At 74.9% G+C, this 19,428-nt stretch carries 22 protein-coding genes; 9 read left to right on the plus strand and 13 right to left on the minus strand.

The annotated features are described in order from the left end of the window. Positions 1-85: 85 nt before the first annotated feature. Positions 86-1,066: an MBL fold metallo-hydrolase gene (locus ACFYNO_RS37385; RefSeq protein WP_388022237.1), complete on the minus strand. Its 981-nt coding sequence runs from the start codon at positions 1,064-1,066 to the stop codon at positions 86-88. Between the two features lie 246 nt (positions 1,067-1,312). On the opposite strand from ACFYNO_RS37385, the gene ACFYNO_RS37390 reads away from it, so the two are divergent. Then, positions 1,313-1,816, plus strand: a complete 504-nt coding sequence (locus ACFYNO_RS37390; protein WP_388022238.1) for a hypothetical protein — start codon at positions 1,313-1,315, stop codon at positions 1,814-1,816. Between the two features lie 127 nt (positions 1,817-1,943). Here the strand turns inward: ACFYNO_RS37390 and ACFYNO_RS37395 are convergent, their stop codons facing one another. From ACFYNO_RS37395 to ACFYNO_RS37415, 5 genes are all read right to left on the minus strand, one after another. After that, complete coding sequence (locus ACFYNO_RS37395) at positions 1,944-2,846, minus strand: aminoglycoside phosphotransferase family protein (protein ID WP_388022239.1); 903 nt, start codon at positions 2,844-2,846, stop codon at positions 1,944-1,946. Positions 2,847-2,851: 5 nt separating this feature from the next. Further along, entirely contained in the window at positions 2,852-3,157 is a 306-nt protein-coding gene (locus ACFYNO_RS37400) for a hypothetical protein (protein ID WP_388022240.1), read from the minus strand. 26 nt (positions 3,158-3,183) lie between these two features. Then, positions 3,184-3,777: a hypothetical protein gene (locus ACFYNO_RS37405; protein WP_388022241.1), complete on the minus strand. Its 594-nt coding sequence runs from the start codon at positions 3,775-3,777 to the stop codon at positions 3,184-3,186. A gap of 56 nt (positions 3,778-3,833) precedes the next feature. Next, positions 3,834-4,571, minus strand: a complete 738-nt coding sequence (locus tag ACFYNO_RS37410) for a class I SAM-dependent DNA methyltransferase (protein ID WP_388022242.1) — start codon at positions 4,569-4,571, stop codon at positions 3,834-3,836. Positions 4,572-4,633: 62 nt separating this feature from the next. After that, a complete protein-coding gene (locus ACFYNO_RS37415) occupies positions 4,634-5,044 on the minus strand; it encodes a MarR family transcriptional regulator (RefSeq protein ID WP_388022342.1) in 411 nt (136 codons plus the stop codon). Positions 5,045-5,205: 161 nt separating this feature from the next. Here ACFYNO_RS37415 and ACFYNO_RS37420 point away from each other — a divergent pair, with 161 nt between their 5' ends. Further along, entirely contained in the window at positions 5,206-6,057 is an 852-nt protein-coding gene (locus tag ACFYNO_RS37420) for an SDR family oxidoreductase (RefSeq protein WP_388022244.1), read from the plus strand. Positions 6,058-6,064: 7 nt separating this feature from the next. Here the strand turns inward: ACFYNO_RS37420 and ACFYNO_RS37425 are convergent, their stop codons facing one another. After that, positions 6,065-6,760 (minus strand): FadR/GntR family transcriptional regulator, encoded by a 696-nt coding sequence (locus ACFYNO_RS37425; protein WP_388022247.1) that lies wholly within the window; start codon positions 6,758-6,760, stop codon positions 6,065-6,067. 376 nt (positions 6,761-7,136) lie between these two features. Between ACFYNO_RS37425 and ACFYNO_RS37430 the strand changes: the two genes are divergently transcribed. Beyond that, positions 7,137-8,051, plus strand: a complete 915-nt coding sequence (locus ACFYNO_RS37430) for a C1 family peptidase (protein ID WP_388022249.1) — start codon at positions 7,137-7,139, stop codon at positions 8,049-8,051. A gap of 117 nt (positions 8,052-8,168) precedes the next feature. Here ACFYNO_RS37430 and ACFYNO_RS37435 read toward each other — a convergent pair whose 3' ends face one another. Further along, positions 8,169-8,945: an MBL fold metallo-hydrolase gene (locus ACFYNO_RS37435; protein ID WP_388022251.1), complete on the minus strand. Its 777-nt coding sequence runs from the start codon at positions 8,943-8,945 to the stop codon at positions 8,169-8,171. 211 nt (positions 8,946-9,156) lie between these two features. Here ACFYNO_RS37435 and ACFYNO_RS37440 point away from each other — a divergent pair, with 211 nt between their 5' ends. Beyond that, positions 9,157-9,804 carry a hypothetical protein gene (locus tag ACFYNO_RS37440; RefSeq protein ID WP_388022254.1) on the plus strand — a complete coding sequence of 216 codons (648 nt, stop codon included), beginning with the start codon at positions 9,157-9,159 and terminating at the stop codon, positions 9,802-9,804. Between the two features lie 119 nt (positions 9,805-9,923). Continuing rightward, positions 9,924-10,556, plus strand: a complete 633-nt coding sequence (locus tag ACFYNO_RS37445) for a lysophospholipid acyltransferase family protein (RefSeq protein ID WP_388022256.1) — start codon at positions 9,924-9,926, stop codon at positions 10,554-10,556. A gap of 34 nt (positions 10,557-10,590) precedes the next feature. Here ACFYNO_RS37445 and wrbA read toward each other — a convergent pair whose 3' ends face one another. Next, positions 10,591-11,190 (minus strand): NAD(P)H:quinone oxidoreductase, encoded by a 600-nt coding sequence (wrbA, locus tag ACFYNO_RS37450; protein WP_388022257.1) that lies wholly within the window; start codon positions 11,188-11,190, stop codon positions 10,591-10,593. A 151-nt stretch (positions 11,191-11,341) separates the two neighbouring features. Here wrbA and ACFYNO_RS37455 point away from each other — a divergent pair, with 151 nt between their 5' ends. Continuing rightward, positions 11,342-11,932, plus strand: a complete 591-nt coding sequence (locus ACFYNO_RS37455; protein WP_388022259.1) for a TetR/AcrR family transcriptional regulator — start codon at positions 11,342-11,344, stop codon at positions 11,930-11,932. A 26-nt stretch (positions 11,933-11,958) separates the two neighbouring features. Here ACFYNO_RS37455 and ACFYNO_RS37460 read toward each other — a convergent pair whose 3' ends face one another. Both ACFYNO_RS37460 and ACFYNO_RS37465 read right to left on the minus strand, forming a co-directional pair. Next, entirely contained in the window at positions 11,959-12,876 is a 918-nt protein-coding gene (locus ACFYNO_RS37460; protein ID WP_388022261.1) for a DUF6891 domain-containing protein, read from the minus strand. Between the two features lie 35 nt (positions 12,877-12,911). Then, positions 12,912-13,841 (minus strand): LLM class flavin-dependent oxidoreductase, encoded by a 930-nt coding sequence (locus ACFYNO_RS37465; RefSeq protein ID WP_388022264.1) that lies wholly within the window; start codon positions 13,839-13,841, stop codon positions 12,912-12,914. A gap of 154 nt (positions 13,842-13,995) precedes the next feature. On the opposite strand from ACFYNO_RS37465, the gene ACFYNO_RS37470 reads away from it, so the two are divergent. The 3 genes from ACFYNO_RS37470 (at position 13,996) to ACFYNO_RS37480 (ending at position 17,324) form a co-directional block, all read left to right on the plus strand. Next, complete coding sequence (locus ACFYNO_RS37470; RefSeq protein ID WP_388022265.1) at positions 13,996-14,442, plus strand: MarR family winged helix-turn-helix transcriptional regulator; 447 nt, start codon at positions 13,996-13,998, stop codon at positions 14,440-14,442. Between the two features lie 171 nt (positions 14,443-14,613). Then, positions 14,614-16,251, plus strand: a complete 1,638-nt coding sequence (menD, locus tag ACFYNO_RS37475) for a 2-succinyl-5-enolpyruvyl-6-hydroxy-3-cyclohexene-1-carboxylic-acid synthase (protein WP_388022268.1) — start codon at positions 14,614-14,616, stop codon at positions 16,249-16,251. A 32-nt stretch (positions 16,252-16,283) separates the two neighbouring features. Next, a complete protein-coding gene (locus ACFYNO_RS37480) occupies positions 16,284-17,324 on the plus strand; it encodes a methyltransferase (protein WP_388022271.1) in 1,041 nt (346 codons plus the stop codon). Between the two features lie 12 nt (positions 17,325-17,336). Here ACFYNO_RS37480 and ACFYNO_RS37485 read toward each other — a convergent pair whose 3' ends face one another. Continuing rightward, positions 17,337-17,987 carry a response regulator gene (locus ACFYNO_RS37485; RefSeq protein ID WP_388022274.1) on the minus strand — a complete coding sequence of 217 codons (651 nt, stop codon included), beginning with the start codon at positions 17,985-17,987 and terminating at the stop codon, positions 17,337-17,339. After that, the gene (locus ACFYNO_RS37490) at positions 17,975-19,219 is read right to left on the minus strand and encodes a histidine kinase (RefSeq protein ID WP_388022276.1); all 1,245 of its coding nucleotides are present in this window, start codon (positions 19,217-19,219) and stop codon (positions 17,975-17,977) included. The genes ACFYNO_RS37485 and ACFYNO_RS37490 overlap by 13 nt, the downstream gene beginning before the upstream one ends. Between the last annotated feature and the right edge of the window lie 209 nt (positions 19,220-19,428).

Raw genomic sequence — 19,428 nt, forward strand, 5'->3', positions numbered from 1 at the left:
GGGCGGGGGGGCCCCCCCCCCCCCCCCCGGCCCGCCCCCCCGCCCCCCCCCCCCCCCCGGGGGGGGGCCGCCCGGGCCCGGTCCGTCAGTGCGCCTCCGCCGCCAGGCGGTCGGCGAGGGCGGCCATCTGGCCGACGATCTCCACCGCCGAGGTCGGCTCGCCGCCGCCGTCCAGGTGGCGGTACTCGCTGGTGATGGTGACGGCCATCCGCTCCGGCAGGCCGAGGGCGGGGTAGCGGCGCTCGGCGGCGATCCGGTGCGCAGCCTCCAGCGCGGTCAGGCCCTGCTGGTGCAGCGCCGCGGCCCGCTCGGCCAGGTGCTCCAGGTAGTCCATGTGCTGCCGGACCCCGGCGCGGTCCAGCACCGGGCCGTGGCCGGGCACCACGGTGTGCGCGCCGCTGTCCAGGATCTCCTGGCAGGCCCGCACCACGCTGGCCAGCGGACCGGCCCAGTGCACCGCGTGGTCGCCGGGCTCCTCCTCGGTGGAGGAGAAGATCACGTCGCCGGCGAAGACCACCCCGGCCTCCGGCAGCCGCACGATCAGGTCGCCGCTGGTGTGGGCGGGTCCCACGGTGCGCAGCTCCACCGGGATCTCGCCGACCTGGAGGTCGAGCGCGCCGGTGAAGGTGCGGGTCGGGCGCACCGGGGCGGCGTCGCTCCAGTCGAAGCGGCCGAAGTGCTCGTGCAGGTAGCGGACGGTCGGCGAGTCGGCGCCGCTGTGCACCAGGGCGTGCAGGGCGGCCGGCTCCGGCTCGTAGGCGATGTGGTCCAGCGCCTCCTCGGTGGCGATGATCTCCGCGTCGGGCAGCACGCCCGCGCCCCACAGGTGGTCGCCGTTGGCGTGGGTGACGAAGACCGCCTCCACGCCGCCGCCCGGTGCCAGCAACTCCCGGCTGTCGTCCAGGAACTGCTGGGCCATCCGGCGGTCGTAGGGGGCGTCGATCCAGGCGGCGGGCCCGCTGCGGGAGACGATCAGGCCGCCGTTGGCCAGGCCCCAGCCCTGGGCGGGGACGGGCCGGCGCAGGTAGACGCCGTCGGCGAGGGCGGTGATGTGTTGGGTCGTCATGGTGCCCAGTCTGCCGTGCCGGTGATCTTCGCGGACGCCGGGCCCGTGCCGCAGGGGTCGTTGGTGGGCGCAGCGGGGCGGCACGAATCCCGCCGCCCGCGTTCGCGCCCCGTTCACGGCCCGCACCTTGCCCGGCGGCCTGCTGAGCAGTAGCTTTCCCGCTGCACCGCCACGGCCCCACCGCACGCGCTCCACGCCCGTCCCCGGGCGCTTCCCCCGACCTTTCCGCCGTGCAAGGAGAGTCCCATGGCCAACCTCCGTCGTTCCGTGCCGGGCCTCGCGCTCACCGGCCTGCTGGCGTCCGCCGCCGCCCTGGCGCCGGCCGCCGCCGCGCAGTCCCCCGTCCAGGACCCGATCCCGGTCCGCCCCGACACCGCCTTCCAGGGCCTGGTCAACGGCGCGGCCGCCAACGCCGCCATCCAGCTGGGCTGCTTCGGCCCGATCACCCCGGGCCAGACCGGCCACCCGCTGGCCGGCCAGACCGTCGAGGCCGACGCCGTCACCCCGGTCTCCACCGTGGCCGGCTACACCGGCAGCGCGGGCACCGCCATCGAGGTCACCATCACCACCTCCAGCGCCGGCAGCATCCAGCTGGTCGGCAAGCTGGGCAGCTTCTTCGCCCCGCTGGCGATCCCGACCTCCCTGGTGCTGCCCTGCACGGGGACCGCCCAGGTCACCTTCACCCCGATCCCGACCAGCCCGACCGCCCGCCCCTCGGTGGTCACCGCGGCGCTGCTGAGCCAGCCCTGACGGTCCGTCAGCAGTCCTGCTCGACGGGCACGCACCGTCGGGCAGTTCGGTCAGCACGGCGGCCTGGCCGTTTGCCAGGAGGTGGGTTGCGCGCTCCAGGCAAGGCGCCCCGGCCGCCGTCGTCCGGTCAGCCGTTCAGCACCCGGTCGAGCGCTGCCCGGCCGGCCGGGCCCCAGCCCGGCTTGCCGCCGGGCAGGCCGCGGTCGCCGTTCTGGCCCATCTGCAGCAGGAAGAGGCACTTCAGCGCCGCCAGGCCGCGGGCGCGGCGGACCGTCGCCCGGTCGGCGATCGCGTAGGCGTCGAAGAACGGGGCGGCGGCGCCGGGCGGGAGCAGGACCCAGGCGGCGGCGAGGTCCCAGGCCGGGTCGCCGGCGGACACGTCGCCGAAGTCGATCACGCCGGTGAGCGTGCCGTCCGCGCCCACCGCGTTGGCGGGGTGCAGGTCGCCGTGCACCCAGAGCGGCGGGCCCGCCCAGGCGGGGGTCGCGACGGCCTCGGCCCAGACCGCGCGGACCGCTTCGGTGTCGCCGGCGAGCGCGGCGGGGTCGAGGCGGCGGAGGAAGTATTCGAAGCCGGCCGTGCTCTCCGCGGGGTGCCCGCCGCGGTCGGTGCCGACCGGTGCCTCGGCGGGGGCCGGCCGGTGCAGGGCCCGGAGGAAGCCGGCCAGGGCGACGGCGGCGTGCTCGCCGCGGGTGAGCGGCGCGTGGTCCAGCGGGCGGCCGGGGACCCAGCTCATCACGGTCCAGGGCTTCGGGAAGCGCTCGGAGGGCTGGCCGTGGCGGACGGGCACGGGGACGGGCAGCGGCAGGCGCGGGGCCAGCTCGGGCAGCCACCGGCGCTCCCGGAGCAGCAGCCCCGGGGCACCCTCGGTGCGCGGCATCCGCACGGCCAACTCCTCGCCGAGGCGCCACTGCTGGTTGTCCCAGCCGCCGTCCACCTCGCTGATGGGGAGCCCGGCGAGGTCGGGGTGCTGGTCCCGCAGCAGGTCGCGGACCAGCTCGGCGGTGATCCGGATCTCCGGCTCGGTCACGGGGGTCACGCTCCCAGCGGGGTGGTGGCGGTGGCGCTCAGCACGGTCGAGCGGCCGGTCCAGCAGTCGGACTGCTCGGTGCCGACCTCGGCGCCGCAGCCGCCGCAGACCAGGTTCGGGCCGTCCATCCCGTCCAGTCCGCAGCAGCCGTTGCGGCGGCTGCTGGAGGGGTGCGGGGCGGTGCCGGGGTGGTCGGCGGGGTCCAACTGGTAGCCGTCGGGACCACGCCGGAAGGTGCCGGCCCCGTGGCGGCGTTCCAGGAGCTCCCCGGTCAGGCGGTGGCCGCAGGCGGCGCAGCTGAGGACGGTCATCCCGACATTCTGCCGGACCGCCGGAGTCAGGAGGGCAGCAGATGGGCGCCGAGCAGCGCCAGGCCGTTGGCGGCGGCGGCGCGCCAGACCTCGGGGAGGCCGTCGAGCAGCGCCTTGACGTCCTCCTCCTCTTCCTCGCCGCCGAGCGCGATCCGCAGCCGCCGCTCGGCCTCGGCCCGTTCGGCCGCGCCGTACTCGGTCGCGGTGGGCCAGCTGAAGGCGTGCTCCACCTGCGGCAGGGTGTCCCGGACCTGCTCCGGGGTGAGCACGAAGTCGCCGAACCAGCCCGGCAGCACGAAGCGGTCGGGGCCGACGGCCCAGGCCAGGGCGGAGGCCGGGTAGGACTTGCGGGCCAGCACCGCGAGGTAGGGCTGGGTGGCGATCCGGCCGGCGTTCCAGGCCTGGTAGACGGTCTCGATGTGGGCGTCCAGCGCGCTCGGTCCGGTCTCCTCGGCGAAGCCCTCGAACTCGGTGAAGCCGCCGGCCCGCCAGAACCGCAGGGTCTCGTCGTTGGCGGGGATGGCCTGGAACTGCTCGACGGCGCGCTGCAGCCGGGGCCGGTGCACCTCCAGCACCTCGGGCGCCATCGGGGTGACGCTCATCAGGCCGAACCAGCTCACGGGTCGCTCCTCAGGGCCGATCGATCGGGCTCGCCGCCAGGGTATCCGCCGGACCGTCAGCCCATCGGTCGTTCCCAGACCGAGACGTGCCGGGTGCTCAGCTCGGTGAACGGCGCCCCGGTCCAGTCGGCCCAGCGGTGCCGCAGCCGCAGGCCGGCCAGCCGGGCCATCAGGTCGAGTTCGGCGGGCCAGACGTAGCGGAACGGGATCGAGCGGGCCTCGCCGCGGCCGTCCCCGGTGATCCTGAGGTAGTGGCAGGTGGCATCCTGGGTGACGGTGTCGTAGACGGTGTAGGCCCAGTGCTCCGGCCCGTCGGCGAACTGGACGGTGTTCTGGCCGAGCGGGATCTTCCGCAGTTCGGGGACCATCACCTCGACCAGGAAGCTGCCGCCCGGAACGAGGTGGCCGGCGGCGTTGCGGAAGCAGTCGACCTGGGCGTCCTGGGTCGACAGGTTCATCAGGGTGTTGAAGACCAGGTAGACCAGCGAGAACTCGCCCGCCACCGCCGTCGCCGCGAAGTCGCCGATGGTGGTGGCGATCCGGTCGCCGCCGGGTTTGGCGCGCAGCCGCCGCACCATCGCCTCGGAGAGGTCGATGCCGTGCACCGGCACACCCCGCTCGGCGAGCGGCAGGGCGATCCGGCCGGTGCCGATGCCGAACTCCAGGGCCGGCCCGTCACCGGCGAGGCGCTGCAGCAGGTCGACCGTCCTGGCGATCTCCGCGGGCTCGAACTCCGGGTCGTGGGAATGGTCGTACCGCGCTGCCGCGGCTTCGCCGAAGTGGTCCTCGATCACGGGTGGACGCTACCCCGGACCCGTGCCCGGCGCCGGGGATTTTCCGGCGCGCGACGGCCGGTTCACGCCTCCGGCTCCTCCCCCGCGACCCCGCGCTCGTAGGCGCGCAGGGTGTCGACGAAGAGCTGCCGCTGTTCCGGCGTCAGGTCGCGCAGTGCGCCGCGCCAGGCGCCGGCTCCACGGGAGAGCCACTGCTCGATGGCGGGGCGCATGGATGCGGCGATGGTGACGATGCGGCGGCGGCGGTCGGCCTCGTCCTCGCGGCGCTCCAGCACGCCCTTGCGGCTGAGTTCGCCGATCAGCAGGCTCGCCGTGGTCGGCGCGACCTCCAGGCGGGCGGCCAGCTCATTGACCGTCAGGGCGCCGTCGAAGAGCAGGTAGGAGAGCAGTGACAGGTGGCGCGGGCCGAGGGCGAGCGACTGCAGCGGCTCGGGGACGGGGATCCGCTTCGCCCGGCCGACCAGCCGGGGCATCAGCAGCAGCAGTGCGCGGACGGCCTCGTCCACGCCCGACTCCGCACCGGCCTCGGGTGCGTGGCGTTCGGTTGACACCGGCAGGCTCCCTCCTTACGTTGCACATCAAAGATATTTTGACAGCAGAGCAAAGATACCCGCCCCACCCTCCAAGGAGTGGCATGGCCATCCTCGTCACCGGCGCCCGCGGCACCATCGGCGGCCGGGTGCTCGCCCGGCTCGCTGCCTCGGGCCACCGGGTGCGCGGCTCCGCCCGGGACACCGCGGCGCCCGGGCTGCCACCCGGCACCGAGACCGTCCCGCTCGACCTCACCGCCCCCGACCCGGCCGCCGCCGAGCGGGCGCTGCAAGGGGTGCGGACCGTCTTCCTCTATCCGGCGCGCGGCCGGATCGACGGGTTCCTCGGCGCGGCGGTCGCGGCCGGGGTGGAGCACCTCGTGCTGCTCTCCTCCCCCGCCTCCTACCTGCCGCACGAGTACGACGGCCCGATCGGCCTGACCCACCGCGCGATCGAGCGCGCCGTGGAGGAGAGCGGCCTGCCGCACACCGTGCTCTACCCGAGCTGGTTGGCCACCAACGCCGCCCGGGACTGGGCACCGCAGCTGCGGGCCGCCGGCGCGGTGGCGCTGGTCCACCCCGAGGCGCAGGTCAGCCCGATCCACCCGGCGGACATCGCGGAGGTGGCCGCCGACCTGCTCACCAGCGAGACCCACCGCGGCCGGCTCCTGGTGCTCTCCGGCCCGGAATCCCGCTCGCAGCGCGAACTGGTCGGCGTGCTCGGCACGTTGCTGGGCCGCGCGATCCCGATCGAGCGGCTGGACGAGGACGCGGCACTGCAGCGGCGCCCGCCGTGGCTGCCGGAGCCGGTGCTGCGCGCTCTGCTGCGCGCGGAGGCGGCAGCGGCCGGCCTCCCGGCGCCGCTGACCAACGCGGTGGAGCGGATCACCGGCCGGCCGGCCCGCGGTTTCGAGACCTGGGCGGCGGAGAACCTGGCGGCTTTCCAGGTGAACTGACGGACCGTCAGCCGAGCGCGGACCCCGCCGCGCCCAGCCGCTCGCGCAGCCACTGCTCCACGCCGGCGATGTGCACGGTGGCCCAGGCCTGCGCCACGTCGACGCGGCGGGAGGCGATCGCCTCGTAGATCGCCCGGTGCTGCTGGCGGGTCCGCTCGACCGCGCCCTCCTCGGTGAGGCCGCGCCAGAGCCGAGCCCGCGCGGTCGGCCCGGCCAGGCCGTCGAGCAGCGAGCAGAGCACGGTGTTGCCCGAACCGGCCGCGATCCGCCGGTGGAACTCCACGTCGTTGGCGAGCAGTTCGTCCATCGAGGCGTCCTCGGCGAGCCCGGCCAGCACCTCGCCGAGCTCGGCCACCGCCTCGTCGCTCATGGTCCGCGCGGCCATCGCGGTGGCGGCCGGCTCCAGGATCCGGCGGACCTCCAGGAACTGCAGCACCGTGTCGTCGCGGTGGAAGTCGACGACGAAGCCCAGCGCCTCCATCAGCAGCTCGGGCTCCAGGCTGGTGACGTAGGTGCCGTCGCCCTGCCGCACGTCCAGCACCCGGATCAGCGAGAGCGCCTTGACCGCCTCGCGCAGCGAGTTGCGGGAGAGGCCGAGCCGTTCGGCCAGGTCGGCCTCGCGCGGCAGCTTGGAGCCGGCGTTCAGCTCACCGCTGACGATCATCGCCTTGATCTTCTCGATCGCCTCGTCGGTGACCGGCACGATTCCTCCACTCCCCGTCGACCGGAGCCCTGCCGGTCCGATCCCGGAAGCATAGCCCGCCACCCTGCGCCCCGGTGAGTTGCTTCCCATTGCCACCACTAGTTCCCGCGCGCCCCGCGAGTCTGACTTCCTGTGAGTTTCCTGTCAATTCCTGAAAGATTGCTGTCCACTTCCCGCCATTGTCATGTTCTGCCCATGACAGCCCAGGTCTGCGGCCCCTACGGTGAGCAGCGCCCCGGGGCGATACACCCTGATCCACCGTCAACCCGGCGCAACCCCCCACATTTCACGCCCCGCACCGGCCTCGCCCGCACATGCGGCCCGGTGCGGCGTGCCGGCTTCCCACAGCCGGCCACCCCCCACAAGGAGCCCATCCATGCGTTCCCGCATAGCGCTCGGCCTCACTGCCGCGCTCGCGCTCTCCGGCAGCCTGGCGCTCGCCACCGACGCCACCGCCGCCACCGCCCGCCCGGCCGGGCACCACGCGCACCACAAGCACTACGCGACCGGCCTCAACCTGGCCGCGCTCAAGGCCCACCAGGCCGCCGCGCGCCCGGCCGCCGCCGCGCTGACCGCCCAGCGCCTGGCCGCCATCGCCCCGGTCGCCCGGGCCGGCTACGCCCCGGCCAGCGCGGACCTGACCAACTACGCGCTGGCCCCCGGCGACCAGGGCCAGGTCGGCGCCTGCGTCACCTGGGCCACCGGCTACACGGGCTACGGCATCCTGATGAGCGAGCAGGGCATCAGCGGCGCGCCGATGGCCCCGATGTTCATCTACTCGCAGATCGCCCAGGGCAACGACACCGGCACCTACGCCAGCGTCGCGCTGCCGATGGAGCAGCAGCAGGGCATCGACACCCAGTCCGACTACTGGCAGGGCACCGAGGACTACACCACCCAGCCCGACGCCAACGAGAGCGCCAACGCGGCCAACTACAAGCTGTCCGGCTACGTCGAGCTGCCCACCAGCGGCACCTCGGCCCGCTCGGCGATCGAGGACGCGATCTCCCGGGGCGAGCCGGTGCCGATCGGCTTCTCGGTCCAGCAGAGCTTCATGGACCTGAACTCGCAGAGCGCCTCGGACTACAGCTACACCCCGGGCGACACCGGCAGCGACCCGGTGGTCGGCGGCCACGAGATCACCATCGTGGCCTACAACGAGCAGGGCGTGACCATCGAGAACAGCTGGGGCAGCAGCTGGGGCAACGGCGGCTTCGCCAACCTGCCGTGGAGCTTCTTCGACGCCGGTGTCGTCGACGAGGCCAACGCCATGGGCAAGCTGGCCTCCTGACTCAGGGTGGGCCCGGGTGCCCGCCGTACCGCCGGCCGGCGGTGCGGCGGGCACCCGTCGTGTCCGTGCTCAGGGGTGCGGCCAGCGAGTTGCTCAGGGGTGCGGCCCGCGAGTCGCTCAGGGGTGCGGCCCGGCCAGCACGCTCGGGGCGGCCGCGAACTCGCTCTCCGGACCGAACCGCTGCTCCATCCCGTCGGCCAGCGCCCGCAGCGCGGACCCGCCGTCGCCCCGGTAGGAGGAGCCGTGCATCACGGCGAGGGTGGCCGGCTCCAGCTCGGCGAGCGAGCGCAGGGTGGCGACGGCGGCGGTCAGGCAGGAGGTCTGCCGGAACAGCCCCTCGGACTCCAGGGCCGCCTCGACCAGGTCCCGCTCCGTGACGGCGGGCCCGTCGCCGAGCTGGGTGAACAGGTCGCCGCAGAACAGCGTCCGGGTGTGCTCCTCGAAGAGCACCCGGGCCTCCCAGTTGTGCGGCACGTGCGGGGTGTTGATGTTGCGCACGGCCCGCCGGACCTGCTTGCCGCCGAGGTCCAGCACCTCGCCGTCGTCCAGCGGGCGGGGCGGTCGGTCGGCGAGGTCGTCGAGCGAGACCAGGCAGCCGAGGGTGTTGTGCGCCACCCGGGCCTGCGGTGCGGCGGCCAGGAACTCGTTCATCGCCCCGCACTCGTCGGCCTCCAGGTGGCCGAAGGTGATCCAGCGCAGCCGCTCCACCGGGAGCACCCGGGCGACGGCCGCGGAGACGGCGGGGAAGAGCGCCCGCATCCCGGTGTGGAAGAGCAGCGGCTCCTCCCCCGTGATCAGGAACTGGTTGAAGGTGAAACCGTTCGGCGGCGCGATCTCCGGTACGGTGGAGATCCGGTGGATGCCCTCGGCAATCTCCTCGACGGTTGTCCGCACGGTGCGTGTTCGCCCTCCTCGGTCGTCCGGCCTCCAGCTGAGCCCCACCGGGCGCGCATTCCCTTGCGGGCGCGCCGCGGACTCGCCCGGACGGCCGTCCCCGGGCCCCGACTACGCCGGGTGACCTCGGCCCCTGCTCTGGTTCGGGCACGTCTGGGTGTGGTGAGATGTGCGCTCACGGTCAAGAGTGAGTCGCAACAGGGGGTGCGATGTGCTGAGGAGTGGACGGCTCGCAGCGCTGGACCAGGACGCGGTCCTGCTGGTCGCCGACGGCCTGGTGCGCCACGGCGTGGCGGCCTGGCTGGACGGCGACGGTGCCGAGAACGCCGGGGCCTGGCGGCAGCGCGCGGGCGCCTTCGCCGAGTCCTGGCTGGTCTTCGGCGACGCGCCGGTGCCCGGCCTGCGGGTGCCCGCGCTGCCGGTGCTGCGCTCGCTGGTGCGGCAGGCCGCGGAGGCGCTCTGGCGGGTGCACGGGGAGGACGGCCCGGCGGCGCTGGAGTGGCTGGGCCTGCGCTCGGCGGAGGTGCGCGAGCGGGCCTGCCGGGACGGCGAGGCGCACCCGGCCGAGCCGGTGGCGCTGGCCGTGGTCTGGCACGCCGTGCAGGCGCTGGCGCCGGAGGCCGACGCGGACCACGACCAGCGGATCGAGGACCGCTGCGAGGCCTACGTCAGCGAGCACTACCCCCGCCGGGACACCGTCGCGCTGGCCCTGGCCTGCGCCCGGCTGGCCGCCGACGCCCTGGTGGAGCTGGCCTGCGGCGACCCGCACCGGGCCGCCGCCGAGCTGGACGCCCGCGCCGCCCGCCACATGCCGCTGACCGCGCCCGCCCCGTCCTGGGTGCCGGACCGGCCGCGCTGAGCTGCGCCGCGGCGGCGGCGGTCCTCATGGGCGGTTGAGTACCGGTACTCAGGCGCGGCCCGCCCGGCGCGCGGGACGATGAGGGCATCGCCCGCCCCGCACGGAGGATCCGCCGCACCATGCTCAGCCGCCTCGCCACCGCCCTGGTCCCGGCCTTCGGCCCGCTGACCGTCACCACCGACCCGGCCGCCGAACTGGCCCCGGGCAGCATCATCGCCGCCAACCACACCTCGCTGGCCGATCCGGCGATCGTGCTGGCCGCGCTGGACCGGCTGGGCCTGCGCCCGGCGGTGCTGGCCACGGCCGGGCTGTGGCGGGTGCCGCTGCTCGGCGCGGCGCTGGTGCGCGAGGGGCACATCCCGGTGCGCCGCGGCACCGCGCGGGCGGGCGAGGCGCTGGACGGCGCGGCGCGGGCGCTGGCGGCCGGCCGCTCGGTGCTGATCTACGGCGAGGGCGGGCTGCCGCACCGCCGGGACTCGGGCGAGGCGCCGCCGGAGCGGTTCCGCAGCGGGCTGGCCCGGCTGGCGGCCGCCACCGGCGCGCCGGTGCTGCCGCTCGGCCAGGCCGGTGCGCGCCGCCTCAGCTCCGGCTCGGCCGCCAAGCAGGTGGCCGGCCTGGCCACCGGCCCGCTGCGGCGCCCCGGCTTCCACGTGCACCTGGGCGCGCCGGTGCGCGCGGCGGACCCGGCGGTGCTGCACGCGGCGGTGACCGCCGCCTGGCAGGTGGCCGCCGGAGTGCCGGCGGCCGCCTGACGGGGTCGGCCCCTGCGTGGTGGCCTACCGGCCTTTACTTGGTGGCCTGCAGCCGGGCCGCGATGCCGGCCAGGCGCTCGCCCTGGTAGCGGGCGGCGGCCAGGGTGGCCTCGGTGACGGCCTCGCGGCCGGCGTGCGAGGTGCCGTAGGGGTTGCCGCCGGCCGCGTAGACGACCGGGTCGCTGTAGCCGGGGGCGACGATGATCGAGCCCCAGTGGTGGAAGGTGTTGTAGAGGGCGAGGGTGGTGGACTCGTTGCCGCCGTGGGCGTTGGAGGAGGCGGTGAAGCCGGTGGCGGGCTTGTCGGTCATCACGCCCTGGGCCCAGAGGCCGCCGGTGGTGTCGATGAACTGCTTCAGCTGGGCGGCGATGTTGCCGAACCGGGTCGGCGAGCCGAGGGCGTAGGCGTCGGCCCAGACGAGGTCGTCCAGGGTGGCGACCTCGACGTCCTTGGTCTCCTCGACGTGCGCGCGCCAGGCCGGGTTGGCGTCGATCGCCGCCTCGGGGGCCAGCTCCGGCACCCGGCGCAGGCGCACCTCGGCGCCGGCCTTCTCGGCGCCTTCGGCGACGGCATTGGCGAGCTGGTGCACGTTCCCGGTGGACGAGTAGTAGATGACCGCGACCTTGGCGCCCATGGCAGAGCCCCTTTCCGAACGGTGGAGAACGGGTATCGGCACTGAAGCGGATAGTCATCCGCTTCGACGGGCTCCAGTTAAGCGGATAAGAATCCGATTCACAAGGGATCGCCGGGGAGTAAAACGGATAGCGATCCGCTAGCCTCGTGACATGGCCACCAACGAACTCCCCATCGCAGGTCAGGCCCCTCCCGAGCGGGCCGACGCGGCGCGCAACCGGCGCCGGATCCTCGATGCCACCGCCCGGCTGCTCGCCGAGCAGGGCCCGGGCGCGGTCACCATGAACGCGGTGGCGGCGGCGGCGGAGATGGGCGTCGGCACCGTCTACCGCCGGTTCGGCGACGTCAGCGCGCTGCTCTACGCCCTGCTGGACGAGGCCGAGCAGCGGTTCCAGCAGGCCTTCCTCAGCGGGCCGCCGCCGCTGGGGCCCGGCGCTCCGGCCGGGGAGCGGCTGCGCGCCTTCCTGCACGCGCTGGTCGACCACACCGGCCGGCAGCTGGACGTGATGGCGAGCGCCGAGGCCGCCGCCCCGGCCGCGCGCTACCGCGGCGGCTTCTACACCACCCAGCACACCCACGTCACGATGCTGCTGCGGCAGGCCCGCCCGGAGGCGGACGCGCCGGTGCTGGCGCACCTGCTGCTCGCACCGTTCGTGCCCAGCCTGGTGGGCCACCTGACGGTGGAGCAGCGGGTGCCGGCCGAGCGGATCAAGGCGGCGCTGGACGAGCTGCTCGCCCGCTGACCCGCTGTCGGGCGGCCTGCTGACGGTCAGCCGGCGATCCGCCGGCGCCAGTCCAGCGGGGTCACGGTGATCGCCCGGCCCGGGTCCTCGTCCCAGCTGCAGCGCAGGCCGACCGCCGCCAGCGCGGCGACCACCTCGCGCCCGATCCCGGCCGTGGTCGCGGCCGAACCGTCGAAGCCGCCGTAGAGCAGGGTCAGTCCGCCGCCGTCGGCCGCGCCCTCGGTGCACTGGGCGTGGAAGTAGACGAAGCCGCGGGCGCCGGGCCGGGCCTCGTCGCCGATCTCGGCCTGGCCGCAGCCGCGGCAGCAGGTGAAGTGCTCCCGGGCGGTGATCCCGGCCTGCTCCAGCGCCTCGAAGGCGCGGGTGAGGCGTTCGGGGTCGGTCTCGCCCCGCCAGCCGGCCTGTTCGGCCAGCCGGTCCTGCCAGAGCCGGTCCGCCAGGGCCGCGGCCTGGGCGGGCGAGACCGGTCGGCGGTCGGCGGTGACCAGGTACTCCTCGGCGAGTTCGGCCAGTTCGGCGCGCGAGGCGTAGCCGCCGGCCAGGGTGCGGCGGAGCTGCTGCTCCAGGTCGGCGCGGTCGGCCGGGTCCAGCTCCAGCGGCGGCGCCCCGGCGGGGTCGTCGGGGGCCAGCCTGGTCCAGGCCAACTCCGCGTCCCAGCCCGGCTCCTGCCGCGCCCAGCCGGCCAGCGCCGCGGCCACGGCCGCCGGGTCGGCGGCCTCGGCCTGGAAGTGCCGGTCGGCCGCGCCCTCCCGGTGCTCCACGGTGTAGCCGCCGCCCGCCTCGTGCCAGACCTGGGCGTAGACCTCGGGCTCGCCGGGCAGCCGCTCCAGCACCAGGAACCGGTCGCCCCGGCCGCCGATCCGGCGCACCAGCTCCGTCAGCTCCCCCACCGACACCCGCGGGTGCCGTTCCTGACGCTCCGTCTGCACCGAGATCTCCAGCATGCCCCGACTCTCGCACACCCCACTGTCGGCCGGTCTCAGCGGGGCAGCTCCGCACGCACCGGGGCGATGATCCGCTCGACCAGCCAGCGGGCCGCCTGCGGCGGGTACGGGCTGCGCAGGCTGAGCACGATGTGGCCGAAGCCGGCCGCGACCAGCTCGAGCACGGCCCGGCGGTCGGCGGCCGGGTCCTCGTACGAGACGATGTACTGCACGGAGCGGGTGATGCTGCGCGGGTCGCGCCCGATCGCCGCGCAGTGCGCGTCCAGCACGGCGGAGCGCTCGGCCAGGTAGGCGATCGGGTGGTGCGGCGGGCCGGGGATGTTCCAGATGTCGGCGTGCTCGGCGACCAGCCGCAGGGTCCGGCTCCCCCAGCCGCCGATCAGCAGCGGCGGACCGCCGGGCCGGGCCGGCTTGGGCTCGCTCCGGTTCCCGGTCAGCCGGTAGTACCGGCCGTGGAAATCGAAGACCTCCTCGGTCCACATCCGCCGCAGGATCTGCACCGTCTCGGCGAGCCGGGCGATGCCCTCGGCCGGCGGGACCAGGGTCAGCCCGTAGGCCTGGTACTCGGCGAGCGCCGGGTTCTCGCCCGCGATGCCGCCCGCGCCGGCCGGCTGGTGGGTGCCGCCGACGCCGAGGCCCATGATGAGCCGGCCGCCGGAGACGGCGTCCACGGTGCCGGCCATCTTGCCGAGCACGGCGGGCTCGCGGACCCGGTTGCTGGTGACCAGCAGGCCGAGCCGCAGCCGGCGGGTCCGGGCGGCGAGTGCGCTCAGCAGGGTCCAGCCCTCCAGGATCTGCCCGTCCTTGGGCCCGACGATCGGCATCAGGTGGTCCCAGAGCCAGGCGTCGGCGATCTCGGGCAGCTCGTCCGCCTCCTCCCAGACCCGCAGGACGTCCTGGTAGCCGACCCGCATCGGCGTGGTCTTGACCCCGAAGGTCACCGGATGGTGCTGGTGGTCGGTCATGGCCGCACTCCTCCCCTGGAACTGCTGCGGAACTGCCGTTGGTACTTCCGTCGGTACTGCCGTTGGTACTGCCGCCCTCCCCGGCCGCAGCAACCGTCAGCCTAACTGATCGTCAGTCAGACTGACCATCAGGAGACTGGATAGGATGCCGGTCATGACCGGCCAAGGACCCGCCCCCCTGACCGCCCGCCTGGGCTACCTGATGAAGCACGCACAGGCGCGGCTGACGGAGGCCTCCGCGCAGGCCCTGGCGCCCTTCGGGCTCGACGGCCGCGAACTGGCCGTCCTCGCGGTGCTCGCCGCCGAGCGCCCGCTCTCCCAGCTGGAGGCGGCCGGCCGGCTCGGCGTCGACCGCACCACCATGGTGGCGCTGGTCGACACCCTGGAGCGCAAGGGACTGGTCGAGCGCCGCCGCAGCGAGCAGGACCGCCGGCGCAACACCGTGCAGCTGACCGGGCACGGCCGCGACTGCCTGGCCGGCGCCGAGCGGGCCCGCGAGGAGCTGGAGCGGCGCTTCCTCGCGCCGCTGCCGGAGGCGGACGCGGCGGCCTTCCTCCGGGCGCTGCGGGTGCTGGCGACCGGGAGCGCCTGTCAGGACTGATCCCGCGCGGGGAAGTTGGCCGATCTTGCCCTGGCGGTCCGCGCCCGGGAAAGTTTTCTGCACGATCGTTCGGACAGTCCTGGTAGCGTGACGCGTGTTCCGTCCGACCATTCCTGAGGCATTCCGGCGTTCCTGAGGCTGAAAGGCGGCGCGGTGAAGCTGTCAACTCCTTTGACCGAGACCATCGCAGACGAACTCGCCCGGTGCGGCGTCAGCGAGGTGGTGGTCTCCCCCGGTCTGCACTCCGCGTTCCTCGCGAACGCGCTGCACCGGCACCCCGGCATCCGGCTGCACGTGCGGATCGACGAACGGTCGGCCGGGTTCCTGGCGCTGGGGCTGGCCCGGGCGAGCCGGCGGCCGGCCGCCGTGGTCTGCACCTCCGGCACCGCGACGGCCAACCTGCACCCGGCCGTGCTGGAGGCGCACCACTCCCGGGTCCCGCTGCTGGTGCTCACCGCCGACCGACTGCCCGCGCAGCGCGACACCGGCGCCAACCAGGCCACCGACCAGGTGCGGCTCTTCGGCACCGCCGTCGGCCACTTCGCCGAGTTGGACTCCGACGGCACCCGGGCGGACCCGGCGAGTGTGCGGTACTGGCGCTCGGTGGTCTCCCGCAGCGTGGCGGCCGCGGCGCGCGGGCCGGTGCACCTGAACGTCGGGCTGCCCGAGCCGATGGACGTCACCGGCGAGCCCGCGGGCTGGCAGCCGGTGGCGCGGACCGGCGGCGCCCCGTGGACGGCCGTCACGGCGCCCGCCCCGCAGCCCGTCGACCTTGAGCTGCCGGCCCGCGGAGTGGTCATCGTGGGCGACGGGGCCGCGGACCCGGACCGGGCCGTGGCCTTCGCCGAGGAGGCCGGCTGGCCGCTGATCGCCGAGCCGCAGAGCGGTGCGCGCTACGGCGCCACCGTGCTGAGCAACTACGTCGACCTGCTCGGCCACCCGGGGTTCCGGGCGCGGGCCGTCCCCGAACTGGTGGTCAGCGTGGGCCGGCCGGGCATCAGCCTCACCGTGCTGGACTACCTCGCGCACGCGCCTGAGGTGGTCGTGGTGGACCCCTCGCCCGACTGGGCCGACCCGGTCCGCACCGCGACCCGGGTCGTCCCCGCGCTGGGCGCCGCGCGCAGGACCGCCGAGGACCCGGCCTGGCTCCCCCTCTGGCAGCAGGCCGACAAGGCCGCCGCCACCGCACTGGACCAGCTGCTCGACACCGGCCCGCTCAGCGAGCCCCGGGTCGCCCGCGAGCTGGTGGCCGCCCTGCCCGCCGGCGCGCTGCTCTTCGTCGCCTCCAGCATGCCGATCCGGGACGCCGAGCGGATGCGGCCGCGCCAGGACCTGCGAATCCTCGCCAACCGCGGGCTCAGCGGCATCGACGGCGCCGTCTCCAGCGCGGTCGGCGCGGCGCTGGCCCACCAGGCGGCGGGCGGCGGGCGGGCGTTCGCGCTGCTCGGCGACCTCTCGCTGCTGCACGACCAGAACGGGCTGATCGGGGCGCCCGGGACGGAGCGCCCCGACCTGGTGGTGGTGCTGGTGAACAACAACGGCGGCGGGATCTTCTCGATGCTGCCGCCGGGCGAGCCGATCGACGGGTTCGAGCTCTACCTCGGCACCCCGCACCAGGTCGACTTCGCCCATCTGGCGGCCGCCTCCGGCTGGCCGTACACCCGGGCCCGGAGCGTGGCCGAGCTGCTCTCGGCCGTCGAGCAGCCGGGCCCGCGGCTGGTCGAGGTGGTCACCGACCGCCGCGCCAACGCCGAGTTCCACGGCCTGATGATGGCCACCCTCGCCGAGGCGATCACCGCCACCCTCTGACGCACCGTCAAACCGCTGAGAAAGGGACCCTCGTGTCCGAGACCGATCGCAGGCTCGTGCAGGGACTGCTGTCCGGCGCCTGGCTGGCCCAGGCCTGCCACGTGGTCGCCGTGCTGGGCGTGGCCGACCAGTTGGCCGCCGGGCCGCTCGACTCCGCCGAGCTGGCCGCCCGTTGCGAGGCCGACCCGGATGCCCTGCACCGGATCCTGCGCGCGCTGGCCTCCGTCGGCCTGTTCGAGCAGCAGGGCGAGTCCGTCTTCGGGCTCAACGCCTCCGCCACGCTGCTGCGTTCGGACGTGCCCGGGTCGGCGCGGCAGTCCGCCGTGCTGCTCGGCGAGGAGGTGTACCGCTCCTTCGGCGAGCTGCTGCACACCGCGCGGACCGGCACGCCCGCCTTCGACCACGCCTACGGCGAGCCGATGTACGGCTATCTGGCCGCGCACCCGGAGACCGCCCGCACCTTCCACCAGGCGCTCGGCGGCCACCGGGCCGTGCCGCAGGCCCTCTCGGCCTGCGACCTGACGGGCGTGCGCACGGTGGTCGACGTGGGCGGCGGCAACGGCAAGCTGCTCGCCGACCTGCTGGCCGGGCGCCCGGAGCTGCACGGCGTGCTGCTGGAGCTGCCGGAGGCGGTGCAGCAGGCCCGCGGCTGCCTGGCGGAGGCGGGCGTGCTGGAGCGGGCGACGCTGGTCGAGGGCAGCTTCTTCGAGCAGGTACCGACCGGCGGCGACCTCTACGTGCTCGCCCGCTGCCTGCACAACTGGGCGGACGACAAGGCGCTGGAGATCCTGCGGACGGTGCGCAAGGCGATGGAGCCGGGCGGGCGGCTGGTGATCCTGGAGAAGGTGATCCCGGAGGGTCCCGGCGCGAGTGCGGCCAAGGTCTTCGACCTGCTGATGCTCGCCATGGTCGAGGGCCGCAACCGCACCGACGCCGAGTACCGCGCGCTGGCGGTCGAGGCCGGCTTCGAGATCCGGGCCACCCACCCGGCACCGGCCGCGGATCCGCATGCGGAGAGCGCGATCGAGGCGGTAGCGGCACCGGACTTCGGAGGCCCGGCCACCGGGGTCTGACACCGGGGCCGGTCAGCCCTGGGGCGCTCCGAGGAAGCGCAGCACGGCGAGCACGCGGCGGTGGTCCGTGTCGGTCACCGGCAGGTCGAGCTTGGCGAAGATGTTGTTGATGTGCTTCGCCACCGCGCTCTCGCTGACCGTCAGCGCCTCGGCGATGCCGGCGTTGGAGCGCCCCTCGGCCATCAGGCCCAGCACGTCCCGTTCACGAGGGGTCAGCCGGTCCAGCGGGTCGCTGTCCCGCCGCAGCAGCAGCTGGGCGACGACCTGCGGATCCAGCGCCGTGCCCCCGCCCGCGACCCGCTGCACCGCCTCCACGAACTCCCGCACATCGGCGACGCGTTGCTTGAGCAGATAGCCGACGCCGCTGGTGTTGGTCGCCAACAGGTCGGCCGCGTACCGCTCCTCCACGTACTGCGAGAGCAGCACCACCGCCGTCTGCGGCCACCGCCGACGGATCGCCATCGCGGCGCGCACCCCCTCGTCGGTGAAGCCGGGCGGCATCCGGACGTCGACCAGGGCGAGTTCGGGCCGGTGCTCCTCCACTGCCGCCAGCAGCGCCTCCCCGTCACCGACTTCCGCGGCGACCTGGAAACCACCCATCTCCAGCACCTTGACCAGGCCGATCCGCAACAGCACCGAGTCCTCGGCGATCACCGCTCGCACGGCAGCTCCGCAGCGATGATCGTCGGTCCCCCGACGGGGCTGCTGACGCGGAAGGTCCCGTCGACGGAGCCGACCCGCTTGGCCAGCCCGCTCAGCCCCGTGCCGGCGGAGGCGTCGGCACCACCGAGTCCGTCGTCGGTGACATTCAGCCGCAACACCTTCCCGACCCGCCTGACGGTCACCTCGGCACGCGTCGCACCGGCGTGCTTGGTCACGTTGGCCAGCGCCTCGGAGATCACGAAGTACGCGACCGACTCCACGGCGGGCACCACCCGCTCCTCGAGATCGACCCGCAGGCGCACCGGCACCGGCACCCGGGCGGCCAACCCGGACAGCGCCGCGTCCAGCCCTCGGTCTTCGAGCACGGCCGGGTGCAACCCGCGGACCAGGTCATTGAGCTCGGCGATCGCCTCCTTCGCCTCCAGGTGCGCCTCCGCGAGCGCCTGGCGGGCTTCACCCGGCAGGTCGGGTCGGGTGGCCATGGCCAGGCCCAGGTTGACCGCGAGGGAGACCAGCCGCTGCTGGGTGCCGTCGTGCAGGTCGCGCTCGATCCGGCGGCGCTCGGCGTCGACCGCCTCGATCAGGTCGGTGCGGCTGCCGGCCAGGTACTCCACCCGCTCCTGGAGCCGCTGGGCCCGGCTGGGCCCGAGCAGCGCCGGCGCCACCCGCGACTCCGCCCGGGCCGCCGCCCCCGCCGCCCAGGGCACGGCACACAGGAGGGCGATGCCGGCCACCGTGTAGCACGGCGTCCGCGTCGCGTAGTCGAACCAGTCCTGGCGGACCTCCACCGGCAGCGCCCACACCCAGCCGAGGGTGGTGGCGCCCGCCAGGCCGGCGGCCGCCATCGCGAGCACCGACAGCTCCACCACGGCCGCCAGCGGGCCCAGGAGGAGGTGGTAACCGAGCTGGCGCCAGATCCGCCTCAAGGAGAACCGCCGGGCGACCGCCGCCCACGACCACCCCTGCGGCGCGGGCGTCGGCCGAGGGATGTCCACTCCGAGGAGCGCCCGGTGGCGGTACCGCTGGACGGCCGTCAGCACCGGGACAGCGAGCAGGATGAGGGCGACCGGCGCGGTGAGCGCCATAGCCCAGTCTCCCGTCTCGGCGGGGACCGTCGCGGCCCAGGACCACACGGGGACCAGGGCCAGGTGCGGCGGGACACCGGTGGCCAGGAAGCCGGTGTCCCGCCGCACCCGGAGCGCCGAGCGCCTGAGCGCGGGTGGAATCATCATGATCAGACACTAGGACACCTCGACGGCGGGCTGCCATGAGCCTGGCACCCGCATCCATGGTGGCACCAGTGCCACCATGGCTGACCCCGTAGCCGGTGCGGGACCGGCTGGACCGCACTGCCGGGATCCTGCACGCCTGGTACGGCCTGGTCGCCTGCGCCGGGGAGTGGCGAGCCGGGCGACGGCGACCCCGGCGAGGACGTGCGGCC

Origin of the sequence: Kitasatospora sp. NPDC006697 (genome assembly GCF_042869935.1) — a bacterium.
Lineage (GTDB): Bacteria > Actinomycetota > Actinomycetes > Streptomycetales > Streptomycetaceae > Kitasatospora.

Coding starts and splice junctions, on each gene's coding strand:
- ACFYNO_RS37385 (WP_388022237.1), bottom strand. CDS start 1,066: ATGACGACCCAACACATCACCGCCCTCGCCGACGGCGTCTACCTGCGC.
- ACFYNO_RS37390 (WP_388022238.1), top strand. CDS start 1,313: ATGGCCAACCTCCGTCGTTCCGTGCCGGGCCTCGCGCTCACCGGCCTG.
- ACFYNO_RS37400 (WP_388022240.1), bottom strand. CDS start 3,157: ATGACCGTCCTCAGCTGCGCCGCCTGCGGCCACCGCCTGACCGGGGAG.
- ACFYNO_RS37415 (WP_388022342.1), bottom strand. CDS start 5,044: ATGCCCCGGCTGGTCGGCCGGGCGAAGCGGATCCCCGTCCCCGAGCCG.
- ACFYNO_RS37420 (WP_388022244.1), top strand. CDS start 5,206: ATGGCCATCCTCGTCACCGGCGCCCGCGGCACCATCGGCGGCCGGGTG.
- ACFYNO_RS37430 (WP_388022249.1), top strand. CDS start 7,137: ATGCGTTCCCGCATAGCGCTCGGCCTCACTGCCGCGCTCGCGCTCTCC.
- ACFYNO_RS37445 (WP_388022256.1), top strand. CDS start 9,924: ATGCTCAGCCGCCTCGCCACCGCCCTGGTCCCGGCCTTCGGCCCGCTG.
- wrbA (WP_388022257.1), bottom strand. CDS start 11,190: ATGGGCGCCAAGGTCGCGGTCATCTACTACTCGTCCACCGGGAACGTG.
- ACFYNO_RS37455 (WP_388022259.1), top strand. CDS start 11,342: ATGGCCACCAACGAACTCCCCATCGCAGGTCAGGCCCCTCCCGAGCGG.
- ACFYNO_RS37460 (WP_388022261.1), bottom strand. CDS start 12,876: ATGCTGGAGATCTCGGTGCAGACGGAGCGTCAGGAACGGCACCCGCGG.
- ACFYNO_RS37465 (WP_388022264.1), bottom strand. CDS start 13,841: ATGACCGACCACCAGCACCATCCGGTGACCTTCGGGGTCAAGACCACG.
- ACFYNO_RS37470 (WP_388022265.1), top strand. CDS start 13,996: ATGACCGGCCAAGGACCCGCCCCCCTGACCGCCCGCCTGGGCTACCTG.
- ACFYNO_RS37490 (WP_388022276.1), bottom strand. CDS start 19,219: ATGATGATTCCACCCGCGCTCAGGCGCTCGGCGCTCCGGGTGCGGCGG.